At 45.6% G+C, this 21,186-nt stretch carries 15 protein-coding genes; 1 reads left to right on the top strand and 14 read right to left on the bottom strand.

Translation table 11 applies throughout. From position 1 onward, the window contains the following. The first annotated feature begins 175 nt into the window (after positions 1-175). Entirely contained in the window at positions 176-5,308 is a 5,133-nt protein-coding gene (locus tag BP97_RS0105865) for an AAA family ATPase (protein WP_028548256.1), read from the top strand. Positions 5,309-5,351: 43 nt separating this feature from the next. On the opposite strand, the gene BP97_RS0105860 is transcribed toward BP97_RS0105865, so the two are convergent. From BP97_RS0105860 to purT, 14 genes are all read right to left on the bottom strand, one after another. Next, entirely contained in the window at positions 5,352-6,155 is an 804-nt protein-coding gene (locus tag BP97_RS0105860; protein WP_028548255.1) for an alpha/beta hydrolase, read from the bottom strand. Between the two features lie 11 nt (positions 6,156-6,166). Next, complete coding sequence (ytxJ, locus tag BP97_RS0105855) at positions 6,167-6,508, bottom strand: bacillithiol system redox-active protein YtxJ (RefSeq protein ID WP_028548254.1); 342 nt, start codon at positions 6,506-6,508, stop codon at positions 6,167-6,169. A gap of 39 nt (positions 6,509-6,547) precedes the next feature. Beyond that, the gene (locus tag BP97_RS0105850; RefSeq protein ID WP_028548253.1) at positions 6,548-7,036 is read right to left on the bottom strand and encodes a metallophosphoesterase family protein; all 489 of its coding nucleotides are present in this window, start codon (positions 7,034-7,036) and stop codon (positions 6,548-6,550) included. A gap of 105 nt (positions 7,037-7,141) precedes the next feature. Continuing rightward, on the bottom strand, positions 7,142-9,271 hold the full coding sequence (locus BP97_RS0105845) for a hypothetical protein (protein WP_028548252.1): 2,130 nt from the start codon (positions 9,269-9,271) through the stop codon (positions 7,142-7,144). Next, positions 9,249-10,169: an ABC transporter ATP-binding protein gene (locus tag BP97_RS0105840; protein WP_028548251.1), complete on the bottom strand. Its 921-nt coding sequence runs from the start codon at positions 10,167-10,169 to the stop codon at positions 9,249-9,251. Before BP97_RS0105840 ends, BP97_RS0105845 begins: the two co-directional genes overlap by 23 nt. Before the next feature lie 2 nt (positions 10,170-10,171). Beyond that, a complete protein-coding gene (locus BP97_RS0105835) occupies positions 10,172-13,111 on the bottom strand; it encodes an ABC transporter permease (protein ID WP_028548250.1) in 2,940 nt (979 codons plus the stop codon). An 11-nt stretch (positions 13,112-13,122) separates the two neighbouring features. Continuing rightward, positions 13,123-14,166 (bottom strand): efflux RND transporter periplasmic adaptor subunit, encoded by a 1,044-nt coding sequence (locus BP97_RS0105830; RefSeq protein ID WP_231506224.1) that lies wholly within the window; start codon positions 14,164-14,166, stop codon positions 13,123-13,125. Next, positions 14,150-14,860 carry an ABC transporter ATP-binding protein gene (locus tag BP97_RS0105825; RefSeq protein ID WP_156043154.1) on the bottom strand — a complete coding sequence of 237 codons (711 nt, stop codon included), beginning with the start codon at positions 14,858-14,860 and terminating at the stop codon, positions 14,150-14,152. The genes BP97_RS0105830 and BP97_RS0105825 overlap by 17 nt, the downstream gene beginning before the upstream one ends. 97 nt (positions 14,861-14,957) lie before the next feature. Further along, positions 14,958-16,490, bottom strand: coding sequence for a response regulator (locus BP97_RS0105820; RefSeq protein ID WP_028548247.1), 1,533 nt, complete (start codon positions 16,488-16,490; stop codon positions 14,958-14,960). Between the two features lie 5 nt (positions 16,491-16,495). Continuing rightward, positions 16,496-18,205, bottom strand: a complete 1,710-nt coding sequence (locus tag BP97_RS38695) for a sensor histidine kinase (RefSeq protein WP_051620404.1) — start codon at positions 18,203-18,205, stop codon at positions 16,496-16,498. 74 nt (positions 18,206-18,279) lie between these two features. Beyond that, entirely contained in the window at positions 18,280-18,552 is a 273-nt protein-coding gene (locus BP97_RS0105810; RefSeq protein ID WP_028548246.1) for a hypothetical protein, read from the bottom strand. A 47-nt stretch (positions 18,553-18,599) separates the two neighbouring features. Then, on the bottom strand, positions 18,600-19,388 hold the full coding sequence (locus BP97_RS0105805; RefSeq protein WP_028548245.1) for a TIGR00266 family protein: 789 nt from the start codon (positions 19,386-19,388) through the stop codon (positions 18,600-18,602). Between the two features lie 62 nt (positions 19,389-19,450). Next, the gene (locus BP97_RS0105800) at positions 19,451-19,936 is read right to left on the bottom strand and encodes an acyl-CoA thioesterase (protein ID WP_028548244.1); all 486 of its coding nucleotides are present in this window, start codon (positions 19,934-19,936) and stop codon (positions 19,451-19,453) included. Positions 19,937-19,976: 40 nt separating this feature from the next. Further along, complete coding sequence (gene purT, locus BP97_RS0105795; protein ID WP_028548243.1) at positions 19,977-21,155, bottom strand: formate-dependent phosphoribosylglycinamide formyltransferase; 1,179 nt, start codon at positions 21,153-21,155, stop codon at positions 19,977-19,979. Positions 21,156-21,186: the final 31 nt, after the last annotated feature.

The raw sequence follows: 21,186 nt of genomic DNA, 5'->3' as shown, positions 1-21,186 counted from the left end.
CCCGCTGTTCCACGGCGATTCACGCCCCCTTTCCATATAAACAGCTAATGTTTACATATTTTCAAAAATACTGTCGTTTTTTGATTAAATTTGTCTATTTTGGCATTTTCCTGTTGCTTCCTATTGGGGGAAAAAGTAAAATAAAAATAATTGGAAGTAATCGGAGGTTACCCGCTTGTCATTGACCATAAACGATATTCAAATGGAAAAATGGTACGATCACGAGCCGTTCACCCTTTACCGCGGCTTCAATCCTTCCACACAAGAAAAATTTTGGATGAAGATGCTTACAGCGGAGTATCCGACTAAGCAAGAAATCCAGTGGATAACAAGAGAATATGAAAACGGACAAGATATCCTTCTGGATGAGCTTATTAAGCCGATCCGTTTGGAATCCTATCATAATACTACTATCCTATTAATGGAGCATTCGGATGGTCTTCCGCTTTTCCAGCTTGCAGCTTCAGGTCCTATGGAATTGAAGCTCTTTTTGCGTTTGTCAGCAGATATTACCGATACGATTCGCAAATTGCACCAAGCAAAATATGCTCATTTCAATATATCAACCCACGCTTTTATTATGGAACCGGATAATCGGGGTATTCGACTGACTGATCTTAATTCAGCTGCCTCTTTTTCATCGATTATACATACCAGCGAGCCGACAGAGGGATTTCTGAACCATCGTCTTCTTTATATGGCTCCTGAACAGTTCGGGCGAATGGAACGCAGTGCAGACTATCGGAGTGATATTTATTCTTTGGGGGTTGTATTCTATGAGTTGCTTACCGGGAATCTCCCCTTTATTGGAAGCGATCCAAGCGAGCTGATTCATCAACATGTAGCATTGCAGCCACCCGCTCCTTTTGAAGTAACACCTACTATTCCAAAGCCAGTTTCAGATATCATAATGAAATGCTTGGCTAAGCACCCTGAACAGCGTTATCAGAGCGCTTTTGCATTAAAACGCGATTTAGAGTCATGTCTTGATCTGCTTCTTCATGAAGGCGCTATCGATAATGTAACGATAAATAATGGGCTGCCTGCGGATATATTCAAAATCCCTGATGCCATATACGGCAGAGACCAAGAGCTTCAGGATATTCGCAATGCTTTTCATAGAGTAATGCTCGGTAGTAAAGAGATAGTATTCGTCTCAGGCTTATCCGGCGTGGGCAAATCTTTTCTTATTCAGGAATTTCAGAAATCGATTCAGAAGGAAGATGGACTCTTCGTCTTTGGTAAGTTCGAGCAATTTAAAAGAGACATGCCTTTTCAAGCAATACAGCAAGCAGGTCTGCAAATTATTCAATTCCTATTGACCCTAAGCGATTCGTCGTTTCAAATTTGGAAAAGGAACATCCTTGATGCGGTCGGCCCCAATGGGCAAGTATTGATTGACATGCTCCCGGAAATGGAAAAGGTATTAGGCAGTCAACCGCCTCTATCTAAGCTTCCTCCTGCTGAAACTCACAATCGTTTTTTATTAACAGTTCATCAGTTTCTAGCCGTTTTTGCTACAAAGGAGCATCCACTAGTTGTATTTATTGATGATATGCAGTGGGCGGACCCTGCTTCTTTGCAGTTGATTCAGGAGCTGGCGGCACAGCCTTCTAGTAATTACTGTCTACTCATAGGAACATATCGAAGCAACGAAGTAATGGAATCCCACCCTCTTCAATACATGCTGGATAAATTAGAACGGATGGAGCCTATTCGCGTTTCCTATATTGAGCTAGAAGCACTGACCCATAAGGTTGTGCAAAGCTTGCTCGTGGACACATTGCAAGTCATTGCCGGAGAAGAGCTGGACGGGTTAGCCCGCATGGTCGTTAACAAAACGAAGGGAAATCCTTTTTTCACCAAACAATTTTTAAGATCTCTTTACGATCTTCAGCTGCTCCACTTTAATTACGACATGAGCCGATGGCAATGGGATCTTGAGCAGATTAATGAGCTGCACATTACGGACAATGTCGTTGATTTTATGATCGGTAAAATTCGCAGGCTGCCAGATTCCGTCCAGCAATTATTAATGCAAGCTGCTTGTATCGGTCATGTATTTCATCCTGAATTGTTAGCTTTGGCCTCTTCTCAAGAAGTAGCCTCTATTCATAATGAGCTTCGTTATGCTATAGATGAGGGATTAATCGTTGCAATAAAACGAGAATCTTATTCCCATAGTTCATCTCAATATTCGTTTTTGCATGACCGTGTCCACCAAGCCGTCTACTCTTTATTGCCAAAGGAACAAAAGAAAGAGCTTCATTATCATATAGGTCAAAAGATGCTGCAAGCATTGACCGCTGAAGAATTAGACGAGCAGTTATTCGAGGTCGCCAATCAGTTGAACCTTGGTAAACAGTACTTGCCTTCGATCAAGGATAAAGAGCAGCTAGCACAATTCAACATCATGGCAAGCCGAAAGGCTAAATCCAACACAGCGTATGAAACCGCTCTTAAGTTTGTTACACACGCGGTTCAGCTTCTGGAGTCGACCCATTGGACCAATCAATATGAATTGTCTTTTATGATTTATTTAGAGCTTGCTGAGCTGGAGTATTTATGCGGCCATTTTGAAGAGGCTAAACGATCATTTCAGCTGCTTCTAAGCCATGCACGTACGAAATTAGAAAAAGCCGACGCTTATAATCTGATGATGGTGCTCTACACCAATCTGGGGCTGCATGAGGAAGCTATGGCCATGGGGCTCGAGGGATTGCGTCTGTTCAATATCCCTTTGCAGTCAACCATCCGTCGAACCTCTATTCTAATGGAACTTGGAAAAACAAAGTGGCATATGACGGCGAAGCATCCGGGTGATTTATTCGATCTGCCGCTTATGGTTGATTCAGATCATAAAGCTGTGATGAAGCTGATGGTAAATCTAATCGCCCCTACGTATTATTTGAATTCCGATTTATATATTTATCTCATGCTTAGAATGTTTAATTACTCCTTACGCAACGGGAATTCAGAAGGCTCTGCCTTAGCTTATTCCACTTATGGAGTTATCATCAGTTCTATTTTCGGTGATTTGAAAAACGGAGCCAAATTCGGCAAAGTCGGCTTGATGCTGTGTGATGCTTTCGATCATTTGCCAATTAAATGTAAAGTGTATTTTGGGTTTGGGGCATTTACAAACAATATGACCCAGCACATTGAGACGAACATTTACTATCTGAAAAAAGCATACCAGTTCGGTGTTGAATCGGGAGACCTGGTTTATGCCGGCTATTCCATTGCCTTCAGCTTTTTCCTTCGTTTATTTAAGGGAGATCACCTGAACGATGTTTACAATGAAACTGAGCTTTATTCTCCCTTCATTCAAAGGGCACAGGATCAGGATACGATTCATATATTCATGGTTCTTCAGCGTTTCATGCTGTTTATGATGGAAGAACCGATACCGCAATCGAATCTTCATGCAGCGGTTAAGATGGAACCATTCATGAGCCCTGAGGAATGTCGTCAGCTACAGGGCTTTACGAATAAAGCAACCGTGCACACCTTTTATGCCCTGCAGCTTCAAGCGTACTATATACTCGACAAGCTAGACGAAGCGAAGCATACCATGCAGCTGATGGAAGAAAGCATCCAGTCGGTCTTCGGTTTAATCCATGTGCAAATGTATCATTTTACAAGCTCACTGGTGCTATGTGCGTTGTATCCGGAAGCGTCCGTATCTGAACAGAAACGATATTGGAACAAGCTTAAGAAGCACTTATCCATTATAAAAAAATGGAGCGCCCACTCTCCTGATAATTTTGCGCATCAAAAGCTGCTGATTGAAGCGGAACTGAATCGTATTTCCGGTAATCCAATAGCTGCAGCCGAACTGTATGAACAAGCGATATTTCATGCCAACAAGCAGAAGTTTCTCCAGCTCGAGGCTATTGCCTATGAATGTGCAGCCAAGTTTTATACCCATACCGGCAAGCTAAAAATCGCCCGCGCTTATTGGACAGAGGCCAAAGCTTTATACAGCAAATGGGGAGCGCTGCGTAAAGTTGCTCAGTTGGAGGACCAGCATCCTTATCTGGTAAGCCGCATTTCTCCTCCCCAGTCCGCAATTGATGTCTCAACTGTGGCGAAAGCTTCTCATGTGCTCTCCAACGAAGCAGTGTTCCATAAGCTATTGGAAAGCTTTATGCACATCGTCATGGAGAATGCAGGTGCAGAAAAAGGGCTGCTTATTCTTGAACGGGATCATCAGCTTTATGTTGAAGTTGAAAAAATGCCCAATAGACCGTTCATGGCGTTACATTCCGTACCGATTGAAGACTATGAATTTGCTGCCATTTCAGCCATTCAGTTTGCCATACGCAAAGAAGAACCACTATTGCTTCACGATGCAGCGAGCTCTGACATGTTTCCTAAGGATGTATACATCCAAACACACTTGCCGAAGTCAATTCTCATAATGCCTATTATAAAACTAGGTAAAATGATCGGTGTGCTGTATTTGGAGAACAACCTGGCGAGCCATGTTTTCCAGGAACAGCGCTTGGATACGCTAAAGCTTTTAACATCTGAAATTGCCGGAACCATCGAAAATGCGAAGCTATATACCAATCTGGAGCATAAAGATTACAAGCTCCAGCTCTTGGAGGAGCAGGAAAAGAACGTTCGGCTTCAGTTGGATGAGAAGGAACGATGGGTTCAATCCTCCGAAGCGACCATGTTAAACATTCGCAAAGCGCAGCACGAGCTTATCAATAATGTGCAAACGGTTCATGCTCTGCTGATGATGAACAAATACGATATGGCCAAAGACTACATTTCCGTATGGTGCAAAGAGATCGTTCAACAGTCCGTTGTCAATTCGGTTAAATTCCCGGTCCTGGGAGTAGTGCTGAACAACATCAGTCTTCCATGTATTTCCAACAAAGTGGACCTACAGGTGAGCGGCGAGCTCGACTGTACCTTTGACGGAATAACGCTGCCGATCAGTTATTTCTCCAGCATCGTTCACAATCTACTCAAAAATGCAATAGAGGCCATCCCGGAGGATGACCCGTTACGGACGCTTCGTCTTACTATCGAGGAGCAGGATGAACGCTATAAGCTGCTAATTTTCAACAGCGGGTCCTATGTCTCAGAGCCAAACCGGACTAAAATATTCGAAAAAGGCTTTTCGACAAAATCGGAATCGACAAATTCAGGATTGGGACTTCATATTGTTCAAAACTATCTGCAGCATTATGAGGGTTCCATCGAATGCTTTTCCGAAGAAGGCATTGGAACAACATTTACTGTGTATATGAAGAAAAAGACTCCTGTCGCCATGGCAGCGAAAACCCCTTAAGACCTTGCGTCCTAAGGGGTTTTGATTTCAATAATATATCCTTCTAATCACCTAACAGTTGTTTAAAAGAAGCTTCCAGGAAGCCAAGAGCATCAGGAAGATGCTGAGTCCAATAATCCCAAGTGTGTTCTCCTGAAAATTCTTCATATTCGTGCTGATAGCCAATCCGATCCAAATGCTCGTGATAAGCAGCATTCATTGAATATAAATAATCCTCCGTGCCGCAATTAAAGTATAATGCCGGCCGTTGATCATTCGTTAATTGAGTATCAGCAAGCTTTTGAAGGTCATACTGTTGAGCATAAGGACCGTGCAGCGGTCCGATCATACGGCTGATATCGCTTCGCGCATATTGAACGGAGATAAGTCCAGTAGATGTCATGGCACCCGACAAGCTTGCCGCGGCACCAAATAGCTCCGGATGACGCAGTGACAAAGAAAAGGCTCCAAAGCCCCCCATTGACAAACCACTTATGACTCTATGAGCCCTATCAGGTATCGTCCTATAATGCTTATCTATTTCAGGCAGCAAATCATAAATCAAGTAGTCCTCGAATTGACCTGTACCATCATACCAATTCATATAAAAGGTACCTAACCCATATCCCCCGTCACTGGGGAAGACAACTATGCTTTTACGCAGCGAGCCCTCCTGCATCATTCGATTCAGGGTAAGTTCAGCGCCACCCTTGAGGAGCCAGTGGGCCTCACTTCCATGCATGCCATGAAGTAAATAAATAACAGGATAACACTGCTCACTTTCCTCATAGCCTTCCGGTAAATAGACAAAGCACGATTTACGCGCAAACAGGGCGCCGGAGAAAAACGGATGCGGTCTTATGCTCATAATCGTGCATCCTAATCAAGTACAGCCGTGATGTGCTCTTCTGTTATTGCCCAATGAGAAGTATTCCAAATCGTTTCTTTATTCTTAATATATAGAATTTGTGGAGAAGCATGTTTAACGCCAGTATCTTCTGCAATCTGATTGGATACAGGGCGGGATTCAATCACTTTAACCAGTACGTAGTCAACGTCGCTATTCGGTTTATTTTGCAGGTAGGCTTCGTATTCTTTCAATGCGTTGAAGCTTACAGGGCAAGCCGTGCTGTGCTTTAATAATACGATGGGTTTATTGGAAGTTCCTTCAAATTGCTCATTCCATTGATCCTCTGTTGTAATCTCTTTCCATTGTGTCATGTGGGTTCCCTCCAAATATATAATATAGCTGCAAATCAATTAATCGTAATAATACAAAGCTGCTTCTAGCGTTGAGCCCAACTCCATGATGCCGTAAGAATACTGCGGCTGACGTCTTTTATCCGTAGGAGAGCCGGGATTAAACAATAGCGTTCCGTTGTGCATCCCTCTATAAGGAACATGTGAGTGTCCGAATACTATGACATCTACACTCATATCTCGAAAAGCATCCACAGAGCGATCTAGTGTCGATTTGCGGCCACCATCTCCATGAACTAATCCGATCCTATAACCGGATAGGTTCAATACCTTTTGACGACCGAATCGTTCAATGATATCCAAGCCATCGTTATTCCCTGCAACTCCATCGGTAGGAGCAATTTGCTCGAATAATTCCACCACTCTTGGATCCACCCAATCCCCGGCATGCAGAATGAGATCGACTCCCTTCAAGCCCTCCAATAAGGTTGGCGGCAGCTGCTTCGCTCGACCGAACATGTGCGTATCGGAAACAACGCCAATGCGCATCCCGTCCCCCCCTTTCATGTGTCGCTCATTTCTCCATTCTACCATAACTTGCATAAAAGAAAAAAGCACCGCATCGGGTGCCTTATTTCAACTTCTTGTATCTTGTTAATCCGTGATTGCGAACCAATCCATTGTCTGTGATGCGAGGAGCTTCCGCATACCCTGGAACTCATGGTAGATTGAGAGCTTGTACTGTTTTAAAGATTGGATTTTGCCTAGTAGGTCACTATCTTTGATCGTCATCTTATAATTATGCTCTCCAAGCTCCAATCGAACATCGTCCTTGTCAGGCGCTGATTCCAAGTAGTACTTTTGCTCATAGGTCATATTACCATTCATATCTGCAAACTGGATGATCAGCTTACTTCCGTCGTTATTTGTTTCAAAGAAGCTGTCTTTTTTCAAATCGTAGATGAAATTGACACGTAATTGCGTGCTATCCAACCAAGTGCTCATCTTACTCAAAGAAATCGAGTACTGGTCAAAAGCGACATCCTTCAACCCAGTACTAACCACAGGCTTTTCTACAGGGAGCTCCATCTCAACGGCATTGATATAGGCATCGGCCTTATCCTCCGTAAGACTAAGTCTTTGCTCAGTTACGGATTCGCCTACAACTAGGCGCAACCCTTTCGTATCAAACCCTTTCGGTAATTTCGCAGCAAAAGAGACCAGCGCTTTACCTTGAGGATTCAATTTTTGCTTTACTTCGCGAATTTTGGTGGGGTACAACGCATCATCCGGTGTTTTCAGAAAGGCTGTCAGCTTCGGTACCGTATTAGAACGCTTTTCTAGGTTAGATACTTCAAGCTGAACCTCCAGCATATCGCTTTTTCCATCCGTATACGTATTAATCTCACGGGGCGCATATTGGGTACTGCGACCTGTTCCTGTAATCGACTGCTGCTGTCCGAATGCAACAACTGGAAGCTTAATCTCAGCAGGTGGAAGATTGAATTGCGCCATATCCTCCGTAGCGCTTTCGCTTACTTTTTCCTGCAGAACTAGCTTCGTTGCAGCAAATGGATATGTATAAGGGATTTTTCCTACGAGCTGGAAATGAACGGTTTGACCTGGAGGAACACCAACAGCTCTATCCGTTTTAACGGCCTTTACCTCCACTTTAACACCGCCGTCCAATTCATAATACGCCTTAATATCAGGAAATGGCAGTGCATCCGCTTGGTTATGAGAGATCGACAGGTCTGCGCTTAAAACGTCTTGATCGTCCCAAGGCAAACGGTCCAGCTTCTCTACCTTCAACTCGTAGATGCCTTCCTTATTGGCATATTCTACACTAGAACCGAGCATTGGTGCCGCTTGTTGCTCCGTCGATACTTTGAGAGTTGTTACAGGTACGCTCAACTTCAAATCAGTAGTCACTGTAACGGATTGTGTTACCACTACGTCCCAACGATCTCCTATCGCAGAAGCTGGAAGCTGCGCTGCCTTCAATTGAATATCCAAAGGCACATCTGGCTGCAGCTGCTGCTTATCCCCATTTACGGTAATGTCGAGTGGGTACATGGCCCCATTCGACGCTCTAAGCGCATATTGATAGCCGGTAAGCTTTGTACTGGCTTGCCCCTTGTTTGTTGCTCTGAGGGTCAGTTTTGGCGTTATGTAACTATCGTTTTGTACAGCACTCCATTTGGTTACCTCCAAAGCAACCGGCACATTGCCCATTTGTACCGTCTTGCTTCCTGCCTCAGGTGCAAATACATCCGATACTTGCTCAGGGAATCGAATATCTCCGATAGCTTTCTCCAATTCAACCGTGTTATAGTCCCAACGTGTCATCCGGAACCACAGGTCCTGAAGTGAAGTAGCATCATTCACAGGTGCGTAAAAGGTAAAATCCACCTGTTGACCTGCTGGGATATCTTTCTTCAGCTTATCCTGCGGAAGAAGATCTGGAGTAAATTCTGCACCCGATTTATTGTACACCTTAACCCAATAATCCAGGAAAGAAATCGAGCTGTTCTCACCATTGGTAACGGTCAAAGTGAAAAATAGCATATTTCCGTTATCGCTTGGCATTACCGTAGCATTCTTTAACTCGATCTTGCTATGAGGTGCTATAGAAACGGAGGTTAGCCGCAGCGATTCATCTATCTCGTCCTTCTGATAGCTCTCCCCTTGCGCTAATGTTATCTGATTAGGAACAACTCCAAGCGAAGCTGTCATGGTTGCTATCAGAAGTAACAGGATTTTACTTTTTGCCGACAATTTCATGTTCCTTTTCCCCTTTCTCCTGTTCAGGAGGCAGTAAAACAATACGGCCATCCTCCACTTGGACCCTAACCTTATTCGATGATTGAACGCCGATGGACTGCAGCATATCGCCAGGAATTTGTAAACGTCCAGATTTGTCCAGGACTGCATATTCCACATGCGTTTCTTCTTCCTCCGCTTGCATTCCTTGCTCCAGTTCAGCCAATTCGTCCGCATAGGATTTGCGCCGAATAATTTCTGAAGAGGTTTTCCCATCCCGAATCGCAACTACGCGATCGACCTTCTTAGCTAACAATGGGTCATGGGTAACTATAACGACCGTCAGCCCCATTCTTCGATTCAGGTCACGGAACAAATCAAGTATTTGATTGGCCATCTTCGTATCTACTGAGCCTGTAGGCTCATCTGCCAGTAGCATCTTGGGATTGTTCGCTAACGCTATCGCTATCGCAACCCGCTGCTGCTCCCCTCCGGAGAGCTGATTCAATCTGTTTTTGATTCGATGACTCAAGCCTACCGCTTCAAGAAGCTCAAGGGCTCTCTCCCGTTTGCGCTTGCCTTGAAGCAAAATCGGCAGCTCCACATTTTCCAGCGCAGTTAAGTAAGGAATCAGGTTACGTGCGTTATTTTGCCAAACGAAGCCTACGGTTTCCCGCTTATATTTGACGAGATCCCTCTCCGTAAACTTCAATAAATCTTTACCATCTACCAATAGCTGCCCGGCGGAGGGACGATCAAGTCCCCCCAGCATGTTAAGCAATGTCGATTTGCCACTTCCGCTGTTGCCGATGATAGCCATCAGCTCACCGGGTTCCACATGAAGATCAAGCCCCTGAAGAGCTACGACTTCCAAATCAGCTACTTTGTATATTTTTACGAGGTTATCACAGTGAATCATGGTTAGTCCTCCCCGAGCTTCACAGCTTGATGAATTTTTATTCTCGATAACATGGTACCTAGAATGAACAGACCAATGACCAGCATTATGCTCACAATAATATACAATTGGAGCTGATCCCGTGAATCAAAAGTAACCTGGAACGGCGGCACTTGACTTGTTGATTGCAGTGAAAGCTGGAACATCGGAACAAAAAATCTGCTTGCAAGACTTCCTGTTAGCAATCCTATGCCTATTGCCGCACCAGAGGTCAGCAACTGCTCCCCAATCAGCATAAAGATTAATTGACGGAACGATATTCCCATGGCCCTTAGGATCCCAAGCTGGAGTACTCTGCTGGACAAGGATAATATCCAATACAGTAAGAAGCCACAGAAGCTAATGACGATAGAAATGATAAACCCTAACGTCATCACACCGTTGATAGCCAGCTGGAACGGATCGTTTTTCGAACGAATCAGCTCCTGCTTCGCATCGCTCATTTTCGTAACCGGAATGTTCTTTTCTTCCACCGCATCGTACAGCTCTTGGCTTGAAGCTGTCGGCTTGAGCTTCAACCACACATCGTAAGGCTCAAGAGCCATATTGTTCTGAATGTACGACAAATGACCTACAATCAACATAGGAGCTAATACTTTCTTTGCTTTGGCATTGGCTCCAGTACCCGTACTTGTTGAGGTATTCTTATCTGCATATTTGGGATTCGGATTCCAGGATGGCCAGTAATCTACAATACCAAAAACGTTAAACATGGTATTTTCTACACCATTCCAGCCTACATAAATATGGTCCCCGACTTTCAGATTAAACTGGTCCGCCAGCGTCCGTGATATAAGCACCGCTGAGGGACTGGAGGCCAACAGGTTCAAATATTCGTTGAAGGAATGGTCGAGCAAGCCATTGCGAAGCCATGCCGTACGGCCGAAATCGTCCGTATCGATGCCCATCAAAGTCGCGTTCCCTTTTTCCTTGCCTATCGTAAAGTTGGCGTCCTTCTTCGTGAATACTTTAGCGGCCTGTTCTACTCCTGGCAGCTGTGTCATAGGTTGAAACGGCGGCTCGGAGTACTGCACTTTTTTCTTGACAACCGGAACAACCGGTGCAGTCACTGCGGGAGCACTTTCACCGTCGTCTGAGCTTTCAGCCCCTTCATCCATTTCCATTCCTGGAGGAGGTGCGTCGTCTTCCCACTTAATCTGCATCGAGATGTCGGCCCCATTGCCGTACATAATTTTTTCGCCGGTGTTCTTATTGATGGTACGAGCCGCACTCGCACTAAATAGCCCTGTGGCCAGCGTTACACTTAAGAACACCATAATAGCTTGATACTGTGTGATGGATCTACCCACCTGCAGCAGAGTTGAATACAAGGATGGAGACCACCAACGGCGCCCAGCTTGATAAATGAACCGAATGATCCAAGGATATATGCGAAGCAGTACAAAGCTTACACCCAAGATAAATAGTGCAGGCACCAAGAACAGCAGCGGGTCCATTTGTAGGTCACTTGCTTCAAGACCCAAAGCCTGCATATCCGACATCCGTCTCTTGAACGTTTGTAAGCCATATAGGGATACGCCTAGCAGCACAACATCCACAAAGTATTTATGCCAAAAGGAAAGCTTCGTTTGACGAGCCATTTGCTGCTTATGACCTACAATGCTCGTTCTAGTCGCGAATAACACGGGTAGAATCGTCATGACTAAAGAACATAACACAGCAATCAAGCCGTATTGATAAGCTTCGTTATTCAAGCCAACATCCAGAGCAGCACGCTGTACAAATTCTAAAAATCCGTTCGATGCTCCAAGCATTTTGGTCAGCATCAACCCGCAAACCGGACCAACAATAATGGCAATACCGCCTAATAGCAAACCTTCAACCACATAGCTCATTATGATCTGCAAGCGGCTGGCTCCCCGGCTTCTCAGCACGGCAATTTCCGTCTTCTGGCGATCCGTAATCAGATTGGAAACCATGAATAAATAATAAGCAAGCATGATCATTACAGGAACGTTTAGAGACCACAGCATCGTGCGCAGCTTTTCTTCTTTGACAAAATAAGTGCTCATCGTTTGCAAGGCCGGAGCTTTCATAGAGTAATTCGGGAACCGCTCACTCAGAAAATCTTCCGTATGTGAATACGTCGTAATGAATCGGTTAATGGAATCAAGCTTCATCTGGTTATAATCAACCGCAGTGTACCAGATGCTCGAACGAAGCGTCAGCTGTCTTTCCTGAGTTACATTCTTTTCGAACCAAGGATAAGCGGCCAGCAGACTTGAATTGTAGCTGGATAATGCATTATACCAATACACATCGTCATAGGACTTGCGATCAATAACCCCAACGATTTTAAAAGTGAATTTTCCAGTTACTGACTCATCTTCAATCGTATATTCCTGACCGACGACCATTTTCAAATTCGTTAAGGTCTGATCTACAACCGCAACTTCAATGACACCGTTCACTGGCTCTGATGAAGGAAATTTACCGTCTATTAGCCTAACGTGATCTTCAAGGCTGCTAAGCGATGTAATGTCCGCCATCCGTTTAACCGAGTTGTCTACCTTATCCGCGTCGTTCGGCACCATATTGTATTTGTCGGTAGCTCTTTCCGTTACATAAGACTTGATCGGAAGCTTAAATCGAGGTTGAGCGGTCTTTACCATGTAATCGTCCGCCTCTTGGATTGCCTGTTTGGATTGCTCAGGCGTCATTTCCCCCGTCAAGAACACCGATGTCCAGAATATTCCCGGATATTGCTGACTGCTATCCTGCAAAAGCTCCATATCTTTGATTAATAGACGCTGCAAAATCGCGTTCGTATAAATAGGCATACTGCTTACAAGCCCGACCGAGATGATCAAGCCCAGCAGCAGGCTGAGTTCTAGCCATTTGTTTTTGATCATCTTTCGCATGATCATCACAATGATTGCCACCAAGCGTCACCTCAATTGTTTAAAATCACCTTTTGTCCTTCTTTTAGTCCTTTGCGAATTTCGACTTCCGTAGCGGACACAATCCCTTTCTCCACATCAACTTCCTTACGGCTTTCGCCTTCGAGCACTTGAACGTAGTCCCGGCCCATGTATGAGCGTAATCCTACTTTAGGAATAATCAGCACATTGTCTCTGTTTTCCGTTACAATCGTTATATCTGCGTTCGTTCCTATTGTAACTTCCGGAGGAAGCTCATCAGGTACGATGATTATAGATTTGGCATTTTTATCTGCAATCGCTTTCACATCGGATTGCGGTGCAGTTGCGGGGATTTGGACGACTTTGCCTTTTAGCGGCTTACTTTTGATTTTTAGATCAGCCACCATGCCTACCTGGATCCCCGTCAAATCGGCTGAATTAGAGGACTCGTAAGCCAGCTTCATGGATTTAGGATCTGATACTGTCAAAAGGGTTTTGTAAGCCGTAACGGCATCCCCCTGCTTGATCGTATCGATAAAGGTCACAATGCCATCCACATCAGACACAAGCTTAGTCCGATTCAGCTGCTGCCTAAGCATGTCCAGCTGGATTTGTTCTTTTTGCACGTCAAGCACCTTGGAGCGTATAGTCAGAGCGTCTCCACGCTTCTCTTCCTTCGCCTGCTCGAGAGCAATTTGAGCCTTCTCTACCACCAGTTCCTGCTGGCGAATTTTCCCCTCCACTTCACCTTTCTCCAGCTGTGCTACAACATCCCCCTTTGAGACCTTGGCGCCAAGAGAGACATTCATAGCATTGAGCCTTCCGCCGGATTCAGGATAATACAAGTACTGCAATTTATCCGAAGCGAATGTTCCTACACCGCTAACCTGCTTCGTAATATTTCCCCGTTTGACCTCATACAGCTCAAAATTTTCCTTAACTGGCTTCACCAGCGGCGGTTGAAGCGCTTGCTCTTCCTTTGGAAGCAAACTGCATCCCGGTAATGCTGCCAGTACGGATGCCGCCAAAACTGCTACGATAACAGAGTTAGGGCGGTTGTTAGCCTTCTTCCACAATATGTCCATCCTCCAATGCATACACTTGATCGACGATTTCCATAATCGCCGGGTCGTGCGTCGTCAAAATAATGGTCATTCCTTCAAGTTGAACCAGATCTTTAAACACCTTCATTACTTGGAGCCCCATCCGACTGTCTAATTCTGCCGTCGGTTCATCAGCTAACAGCAGCTTGGGTCTATGTGCAATAGCTCTTGCAATCGCCACGCGCTGCTGCTCTCCCCCTGACATTTCATAAGGACGATGCTTCATCCTTGCCTTCAAGCCGACAAAATCAAGCGCTTGCTCAGAATATTCCCGATGCTTGGAGGAAGGAATGCCCGCAATGCGCAGGCCAAATTCAACATTTTCATATGCCGACATATACGGGACGAGCGCAAACGATTGAAAAATGAGTCCCAGCTGAGTTCGTCGCAGCTCGTTGCGCTTTTTGTCGGACATGACGGTGACATCCTGCCCCATAAAATAAATGGCGCCTTCTGTCGGACGATCCAACGCTCCAAGCATGTTCAAAAGCGTCGTTTTGCCCGATCCGGAACGACCTCTTAATGCAACAAGGCGGCCCGATGGGATGCTCAGATTGGCTCCGCGAAGAGCGTGAACGGCTCCTGACCCTTTACCGAACGATCTTGTGACGCTAACTGCCTGAATGATCGGCTCACCCGGCTCATGCTTGATCAATGGATAATTCATGGAAATTTCGTCACCCCTCTAATGAAAGCGTTCTCTATAATAAATGTAAACTTTTCCAACACATAAAAATAGACACCAATTTGTTAGGAATTGGTGTCTATTTGTTCTGTTCTTCATACTCTTTCGGCGAACATCCGACAATTTTCTTGAACGTTTTGGTAAACGTTTTCGGATCGACAAATCCGACGGCTTCAGCAACTTCATACACCTTCTGTTCACGATGGCGCAGCAGACGCTTCGCTTCCTGAATGCGAATGCTCGTTAAGGTTTCAATTAACGACTCCCCAGTTTCTTTGCTGTACAAATCACTCAGGTAGCTCCGGCTTAGTTTGACATGATCAGCTATATCCGAAGTACTGATTTGCAGATGATACTGCTGACGCATAAAGCTCATCGCTTTACGGACGAACGGATTACGGGAAGTCAGCTGAGCATTGGACTGAAATATTCCGGCAAGCTCTGACACGGCTTCCAGAAACCATTCCGCTAAAGAAGCTATACTTAGATGTGCTTGCACAGCGGCTGATGACACGAATTGTCGTTCATAGTGCTCCAGTTCCACATCCACCTGCTGTCGGGCAAACGCTGCCGCAAGGCCGAGCAGCTCGTATATAAAATTGTACGTAATGTCTACAGAAGGCTGATTTTGTTCCAGTTGCACAGTAACTTGCTTTGCCCAGTAATTCATCGCTTCTTCGTTTTGACCGGATATGGCTTTTAGAAGATTTTGCCTCTCTTCTAATGGAAGGATGCCGTTCCGTTCCTTAAGATCTTTAGTATCGATAGAACCATAATAAGCCAAGTCAGAGGCTTTTCTATCATAAAACAGGCGGTGCCTGACCAGCTCGTGCTCTTGTACAAGATTGTACAATTGATCGGCTCTATGAATCCCCCTCACTTCGGTTAGACAAAAGCTTTCTTGACCCAGACCAAATTGGACTGTCAACGTTTGCTCTACTTCGACAGATCTGCTTGTTCCGATATCCTCATAGACCAATAACGTCCGCTGCTCCGACAATGACACATAGGCGAAAGCGCCGGGCCACTGCCAGCCGAGTAAAGACAGATGCGAATCCATTGTAAATTGGATCATACAGCTTGATAATATTCGTCCCTCTTGGAACCAATCCTGCTCCAAATCTTCATCTCGGTATCCGCTAATCCAACATTTTTGCAGTCTCATGCCCCACTGCGCCTGATTGGATAACTGCAGCTGACGATGCAACTGCTCCCGCTGTTCCTTCTCCATTCGCTGCTTCAGTAAAGCTTCCTTCGCTTCTACGAGAATATCCGCAAGCTGTTCCGGTTCCATTGTGGGCTTCAAAATGTAGTCATGCGCACCTTGCTTCATGGCTTCCTTCACGTAGGAGAAATCATCCAAACAGCTTAACACTACTACGGCAGCATCCGTTTTGGCCTGCCTGAGTCGTTTGACCAGCTCCAGACCATCCAGTCTTGGCATCAATATATCGGTAACCACCAGATCCATGGATTCCTGCTGCAACAGCTCCCAAGCTTCCAACCCGTCACATGCTTCTCCGCCCCATTGAAGCCCGTATTCCTCCCAACGAATCATGGTTTTGAGGACTTTCCGAACTATGGGCTCATCATCAACAATGAGTACCTTCATCACTTTTATCCTACCTCGCTTTGATGCACTGGCATTGTCAACCGAATCGTTGTACCTTGTCTCGGTTTGCTGTTAATGTGCATGCTGTAGCCTTCTCCGTAATACAGCTTTATTTTCTCGCGTATATGCCGAAGTCCTATTCCACTCATCCGTTCACGCATGGTGGATGCTGAAGGATCGCCGTCCAGGCTTCCATTGGCCATCCCCACCCCGTTATCTTCTACCTGACAATAGAGGATATCGCGAGGTACGTCAAGCCATATTCGAATCATAATAAGACCTTCCTGTTTCCCTGGCTCTATTCCATGGATGATAGCATTTTCAATTAACGGCTGCAGGATCATTCTAGGTACAAGACAGTTGTTAGCCAACGGATCTACTTCACATTCCAGGCGCACCAGTTCACCATAGCGGAAAGATTGAATTTCCATATAATCACGAATTAATCCGATTTCCTCGCGTATCGTAATGAAGTCGCCTTTTTTGCCTAAACTGGCTTGCAACAAACGTACCAATGAAGTGACGACTTCTGCAATTTGAGGAGTCCGATGCATTTTGGCAACCCATTTAATGGTATTTAAAGTATTATACAAAAAATGTGGATTTAATTGGTATTGCAGCGCTTCCATTTCCGCTTCTTTTTTCAGAGATTCTTCTCTCTTCACCTGCTTAATAAGCTCTTCCAGACGATTCAGCATCTGATTGTAGCTCTCTCCAAGCTCGCTCCATTCCCTGCTGCTCTTTCTAACCCAATAAGCTTTAAAATCCCCTAATTCTGCTCGGTTCATTAAGGCTCGTAACTGCTGCATAGGGCGCGCAAAATAATACCTAAACAAGTAAGCGCTAAGAACGGCTACAACGACTAATAGCAGGACAACAAAGAACAACGTTTGCCGTACAGCTTGTCCCTGCGCTCTATCCACACTCTGCCGCACCTCGATCCTCGAAACCCACACCGTTCCAGGCAAATCCACTTTAAGCTGCGACCAAATCGAATCGTCCTTCCATTGAACCTGTGCCGGATCTGCCGCCTTCCACTCCGGCTCTTTCCCATCAGCTCCTTGGCTAGGAGCAATCCGGCTGTACATGACTGTTCCATCGGAATCCATAAGTTCATTGCGCAGTAATGGCCACTTTCCATAAATATCCTTCATCGCAACATCCAGAGCAACCATCATCTGAATGGATCCTTTGATCACATTTGACTTGCGATCCACCAGTGGCGCCATAAAAATGACCTGCGACGAATTTGCCGTTTCTTCTTCAGGGTCTCTCTTTACAATCATCCGATCCTGCTTTTGCAGAGGTAGCTTCTGAATGTCCAGCATGGGTGAAGCAGCATCCGAGTTCGTGCACAGAATAAAACGATTGTCACTTAATGTGATGCACATATCCGTTATATAGGGAAGCTGAGAGGTTTGCTGTTTGATCAATAAGTCCGCATATTCCTTAAGCGCGCGCTCTTCCGCTGAATCACGAACCACAGAACCCTCGGCTAGCCGCTGAAGTATACTATCGTTCCCCACATTACGGGCCATCGAATCGATTTGGCTGAATGTTTGCTTAAGTCTCTGCAGTGTCTGTTCGTGCAGCAAACCTACCTGATTTGACATCTCCGCCCTTTGGTTAGCGGAAAAGTTATGCGAGTAAAGCATCACTGTCCCTGTTACAAACAAGCAGCAGGTGACCATGATATAGACTAAAATACGAAGCATGTTCGACCCTCACCCGGTAATGCTTAAATTTTGAAAAAAACCCATGAGCCTGTAGCCCACGGGTTTAGTCGAACTTACGGAGTACCTGCCAGCTGCAGCGCCTGCGCGGAAAGTGTATCCTTATAACTCATCATGCAATTGCACAAAAAGTCTTTGCGGCAAATCGGGCAAGGCTCTTTCAACAAACGATTTACGTGTGTTGCAAAAGCTTCGCCTGTAACTGCATCCTTTTCGAAAATAAGACGGCAGGATGTACGATCCTTCAAATTGACCACAATTTCAAACAATCCGTTTTTCGGGTTGTTGCTGACAATTTTGGCATCGACGACTTGTGGTTGATATGCCATTCTTTCAGCACCTCTCTTATGTAATGTATATTGAATAATAGCTTGTTTTACTTATCCCCGTCAAGTAGGTTGCCAAGACCGCCGAGAATACTACCTTCTTCTTTGCGGCCTCCCGCACGAGAAGCAGATACGATTCTGTCTGCCAAGCGGCTGAATGGAAGGGATTGGATCCATACACGGCCTGGTCCTTTTAAGGTAGCAAAGAATAATCCTTCGCCGCCGAAAACCGCAGTTTTGATCCCTTTGACAAATTCAATGTCGTAATCGACGTCCTGAGTCATAGCAACCAAACAGCCAGTATCTACGCGGATCAACTCTCCGGGAGCTAACTCTTTCTCACAGATAGCGCCTCCGGCATGGACGAATGCCATTCCGTCTCCTTCGACCTTTTGCATTATGAAGCCTTCTCCACCGAAGAAGCCGGCGCCCAGCTTACGCTGAAGCTCTATCCCGATAGAGACGCCTTTGGCCGCACACAGAAAAGAATCTTTCTGGCATATGAGCTTGCCGCCAAGCTGTGATAAATCCATCGGCAATATATGACCCGGATAAGGGGAAGCAAAGGATACTTTTTCCTTCTGATAGCCATGGTTGGTGAACACGGTCATAAACAGGCTTTCCCCGGTCAACAACCGTTTCCCGGCTCCAAAAAGCTTGCCTACAAAGCCTTTGTTCTCATCACTGCCATCTCCGAATATGGTTTGCATCCGTATGTTGCCATCCATCATCATTAAGCTGCCCGCTTCAGCAACTACGCTTTCACTAGGGTCCAATTCTATCTCGACATATTGCATTTCCGAACCCATAATTTGGTAATCAATTTCATGAGCATTCATCGTGGCAATCCCTCCCATAACACTATAACATACCTTAGCGGGTAGTGCATCGGGATCGTTTATCAGGAATTGGATTCGCGCTCTTCCTTACGTTTTCTTCGCGCTTGGTAGCGTCCCTCCGCACTTTCGAATAAGCGGCGTTCCTCTTCTGTTTCAGGAATAACCGCTGGAACGGGTGTCGGCTTCCCTTGATCATCGAGAGCGATAAACGTTAAAAAGGACGTTGCCGTCGTCTTACGTTCTCCGGTAAACAAATTCTCCGATTCTACCCTTACATAAACCTCCATCGAGCTTCGATGAGTCCAGGAAACGAATGCTTCCAGCAGAATGGCCTCCCCGACTTTTACAGGAGCCAAGAAGTCCAAGCTGTCACTCGAAGCTGTGACTACTCCACGCCTTGAATGGCGCATACTGGCTATAGTTGCAATTTTATCAATATAGCGCATTACCACTCCGCCGAACATAGTGCCGTGATAATTTGTATCCGACGGAAATATTATGTCCGTCATCGTTGTGCGTGACATACTTGCCGGTTTTGCTTCACTCATAGCTGTTCCCCCAGACGATGGCAAGTGGATTTCGTTCAATTTAGTTGTAAATAAGCTTCAGCTTGCCCGCCGCTTCGGCTGCCACTTGACGTGCTTCCTCTACATCATCAGCAGAACTTAGCGCAACAGCCATACGTCGACCTACCTTGGTCTCAGGCTTGCCAAAGACACGAACCTGAGTATTAGGCAGCCTCAACGCTTCTTCAATGCCTTCGATTCTGAAGGCTTGCATCTCCTCAGAAGCTTTTAGCGTGTGGGATGCCCCTGGCGTCAACAAGCGGATCGTAGAGATCGGAAAGCCTAGAATAGCCCTCACATGCAGTGCAAATTCGGACAAGTCTTGAGTAACCATGGTAACCATTCCTGTATCATGAGGTCTCGGCGACACTTCACTGAAATAGACCTGATCTTTGCCTAAAAATAGCTCCACCCCATATATCCCGCTCCCGCCCAAGGCTTCGGTTATTGTCTTAGCAATATGCTGGGCTTGAGCGATCTGTTCTTCAGACATTTGATGCGGCTGCCACGATTCAATGTAGTCGCCATCTTTTTGTACATGACCAATTGGAGCGCAAAAGGATGTGCCCGAAACGGAACGTACGGTCAACAGTGTAATTTCAGATTCAAAATGAATGAACTGCTCCACGATAACTCTCGTCTTTTTAGCACGTCCGCCTTCCATTGCATAGTTCCAAGAGGTCTCGACATCGTCTAAGGACTTACAAACGCTTTGTCCTTTTCCGGAAGAACTCATAATCGGTTTGATGACACAAGGTGTACCGATCTTGGCGACGGCTTCCTTCAGTTCTTCTAAGCTATCGGCAAATTCAAATTTCGCCGTTGGCAGGTTTAGCGTTTCCGCTGCCAGCCTCCGAATGCCTTCACGATCCATCGTTAACCTTGCGGCAGTTGCTGTAGGTACGACCCGGAAACCTTCCTGCTCGAGCTCTACAAGCACATCCGTTGCAATAGCTTCAATCTCGGGAACAATCAAATCCGGTCGTTCCTTCAAAATCAAGTCGCGCAGCTGTGCTCCATCTAGCATGTTAATGACGTAGGAACGGTGCGCAACCTGCATAGCAGGTGCATTGGCATATCGGTCGACAGCAATCGTCTCCACGCCAAGCCTTTGTGCCTCGATAACAACCTCTTTTCCAAGCTCGCCAGAGCCAAGCAGCATCATTTTTCTTGCTTGTCCTGATAATGGTGATCCGTACATCGTTATCCTTCCTCTCATCGCCGGAATACTT

Origin of the sequence: Paenibacillus sp. UNC451MF (genome assembly GCF_000686845.1) — a bacterium.
GTDB lineage: Bacteria > Bacillota > Bacilli > Paenibacillales > NBRC-103111 > Paenibacillus_S.
Note: the sequence above shows the minus strand (reverse complement) of the source record. Positions and strands in the feature narration are given on the sequence as shown.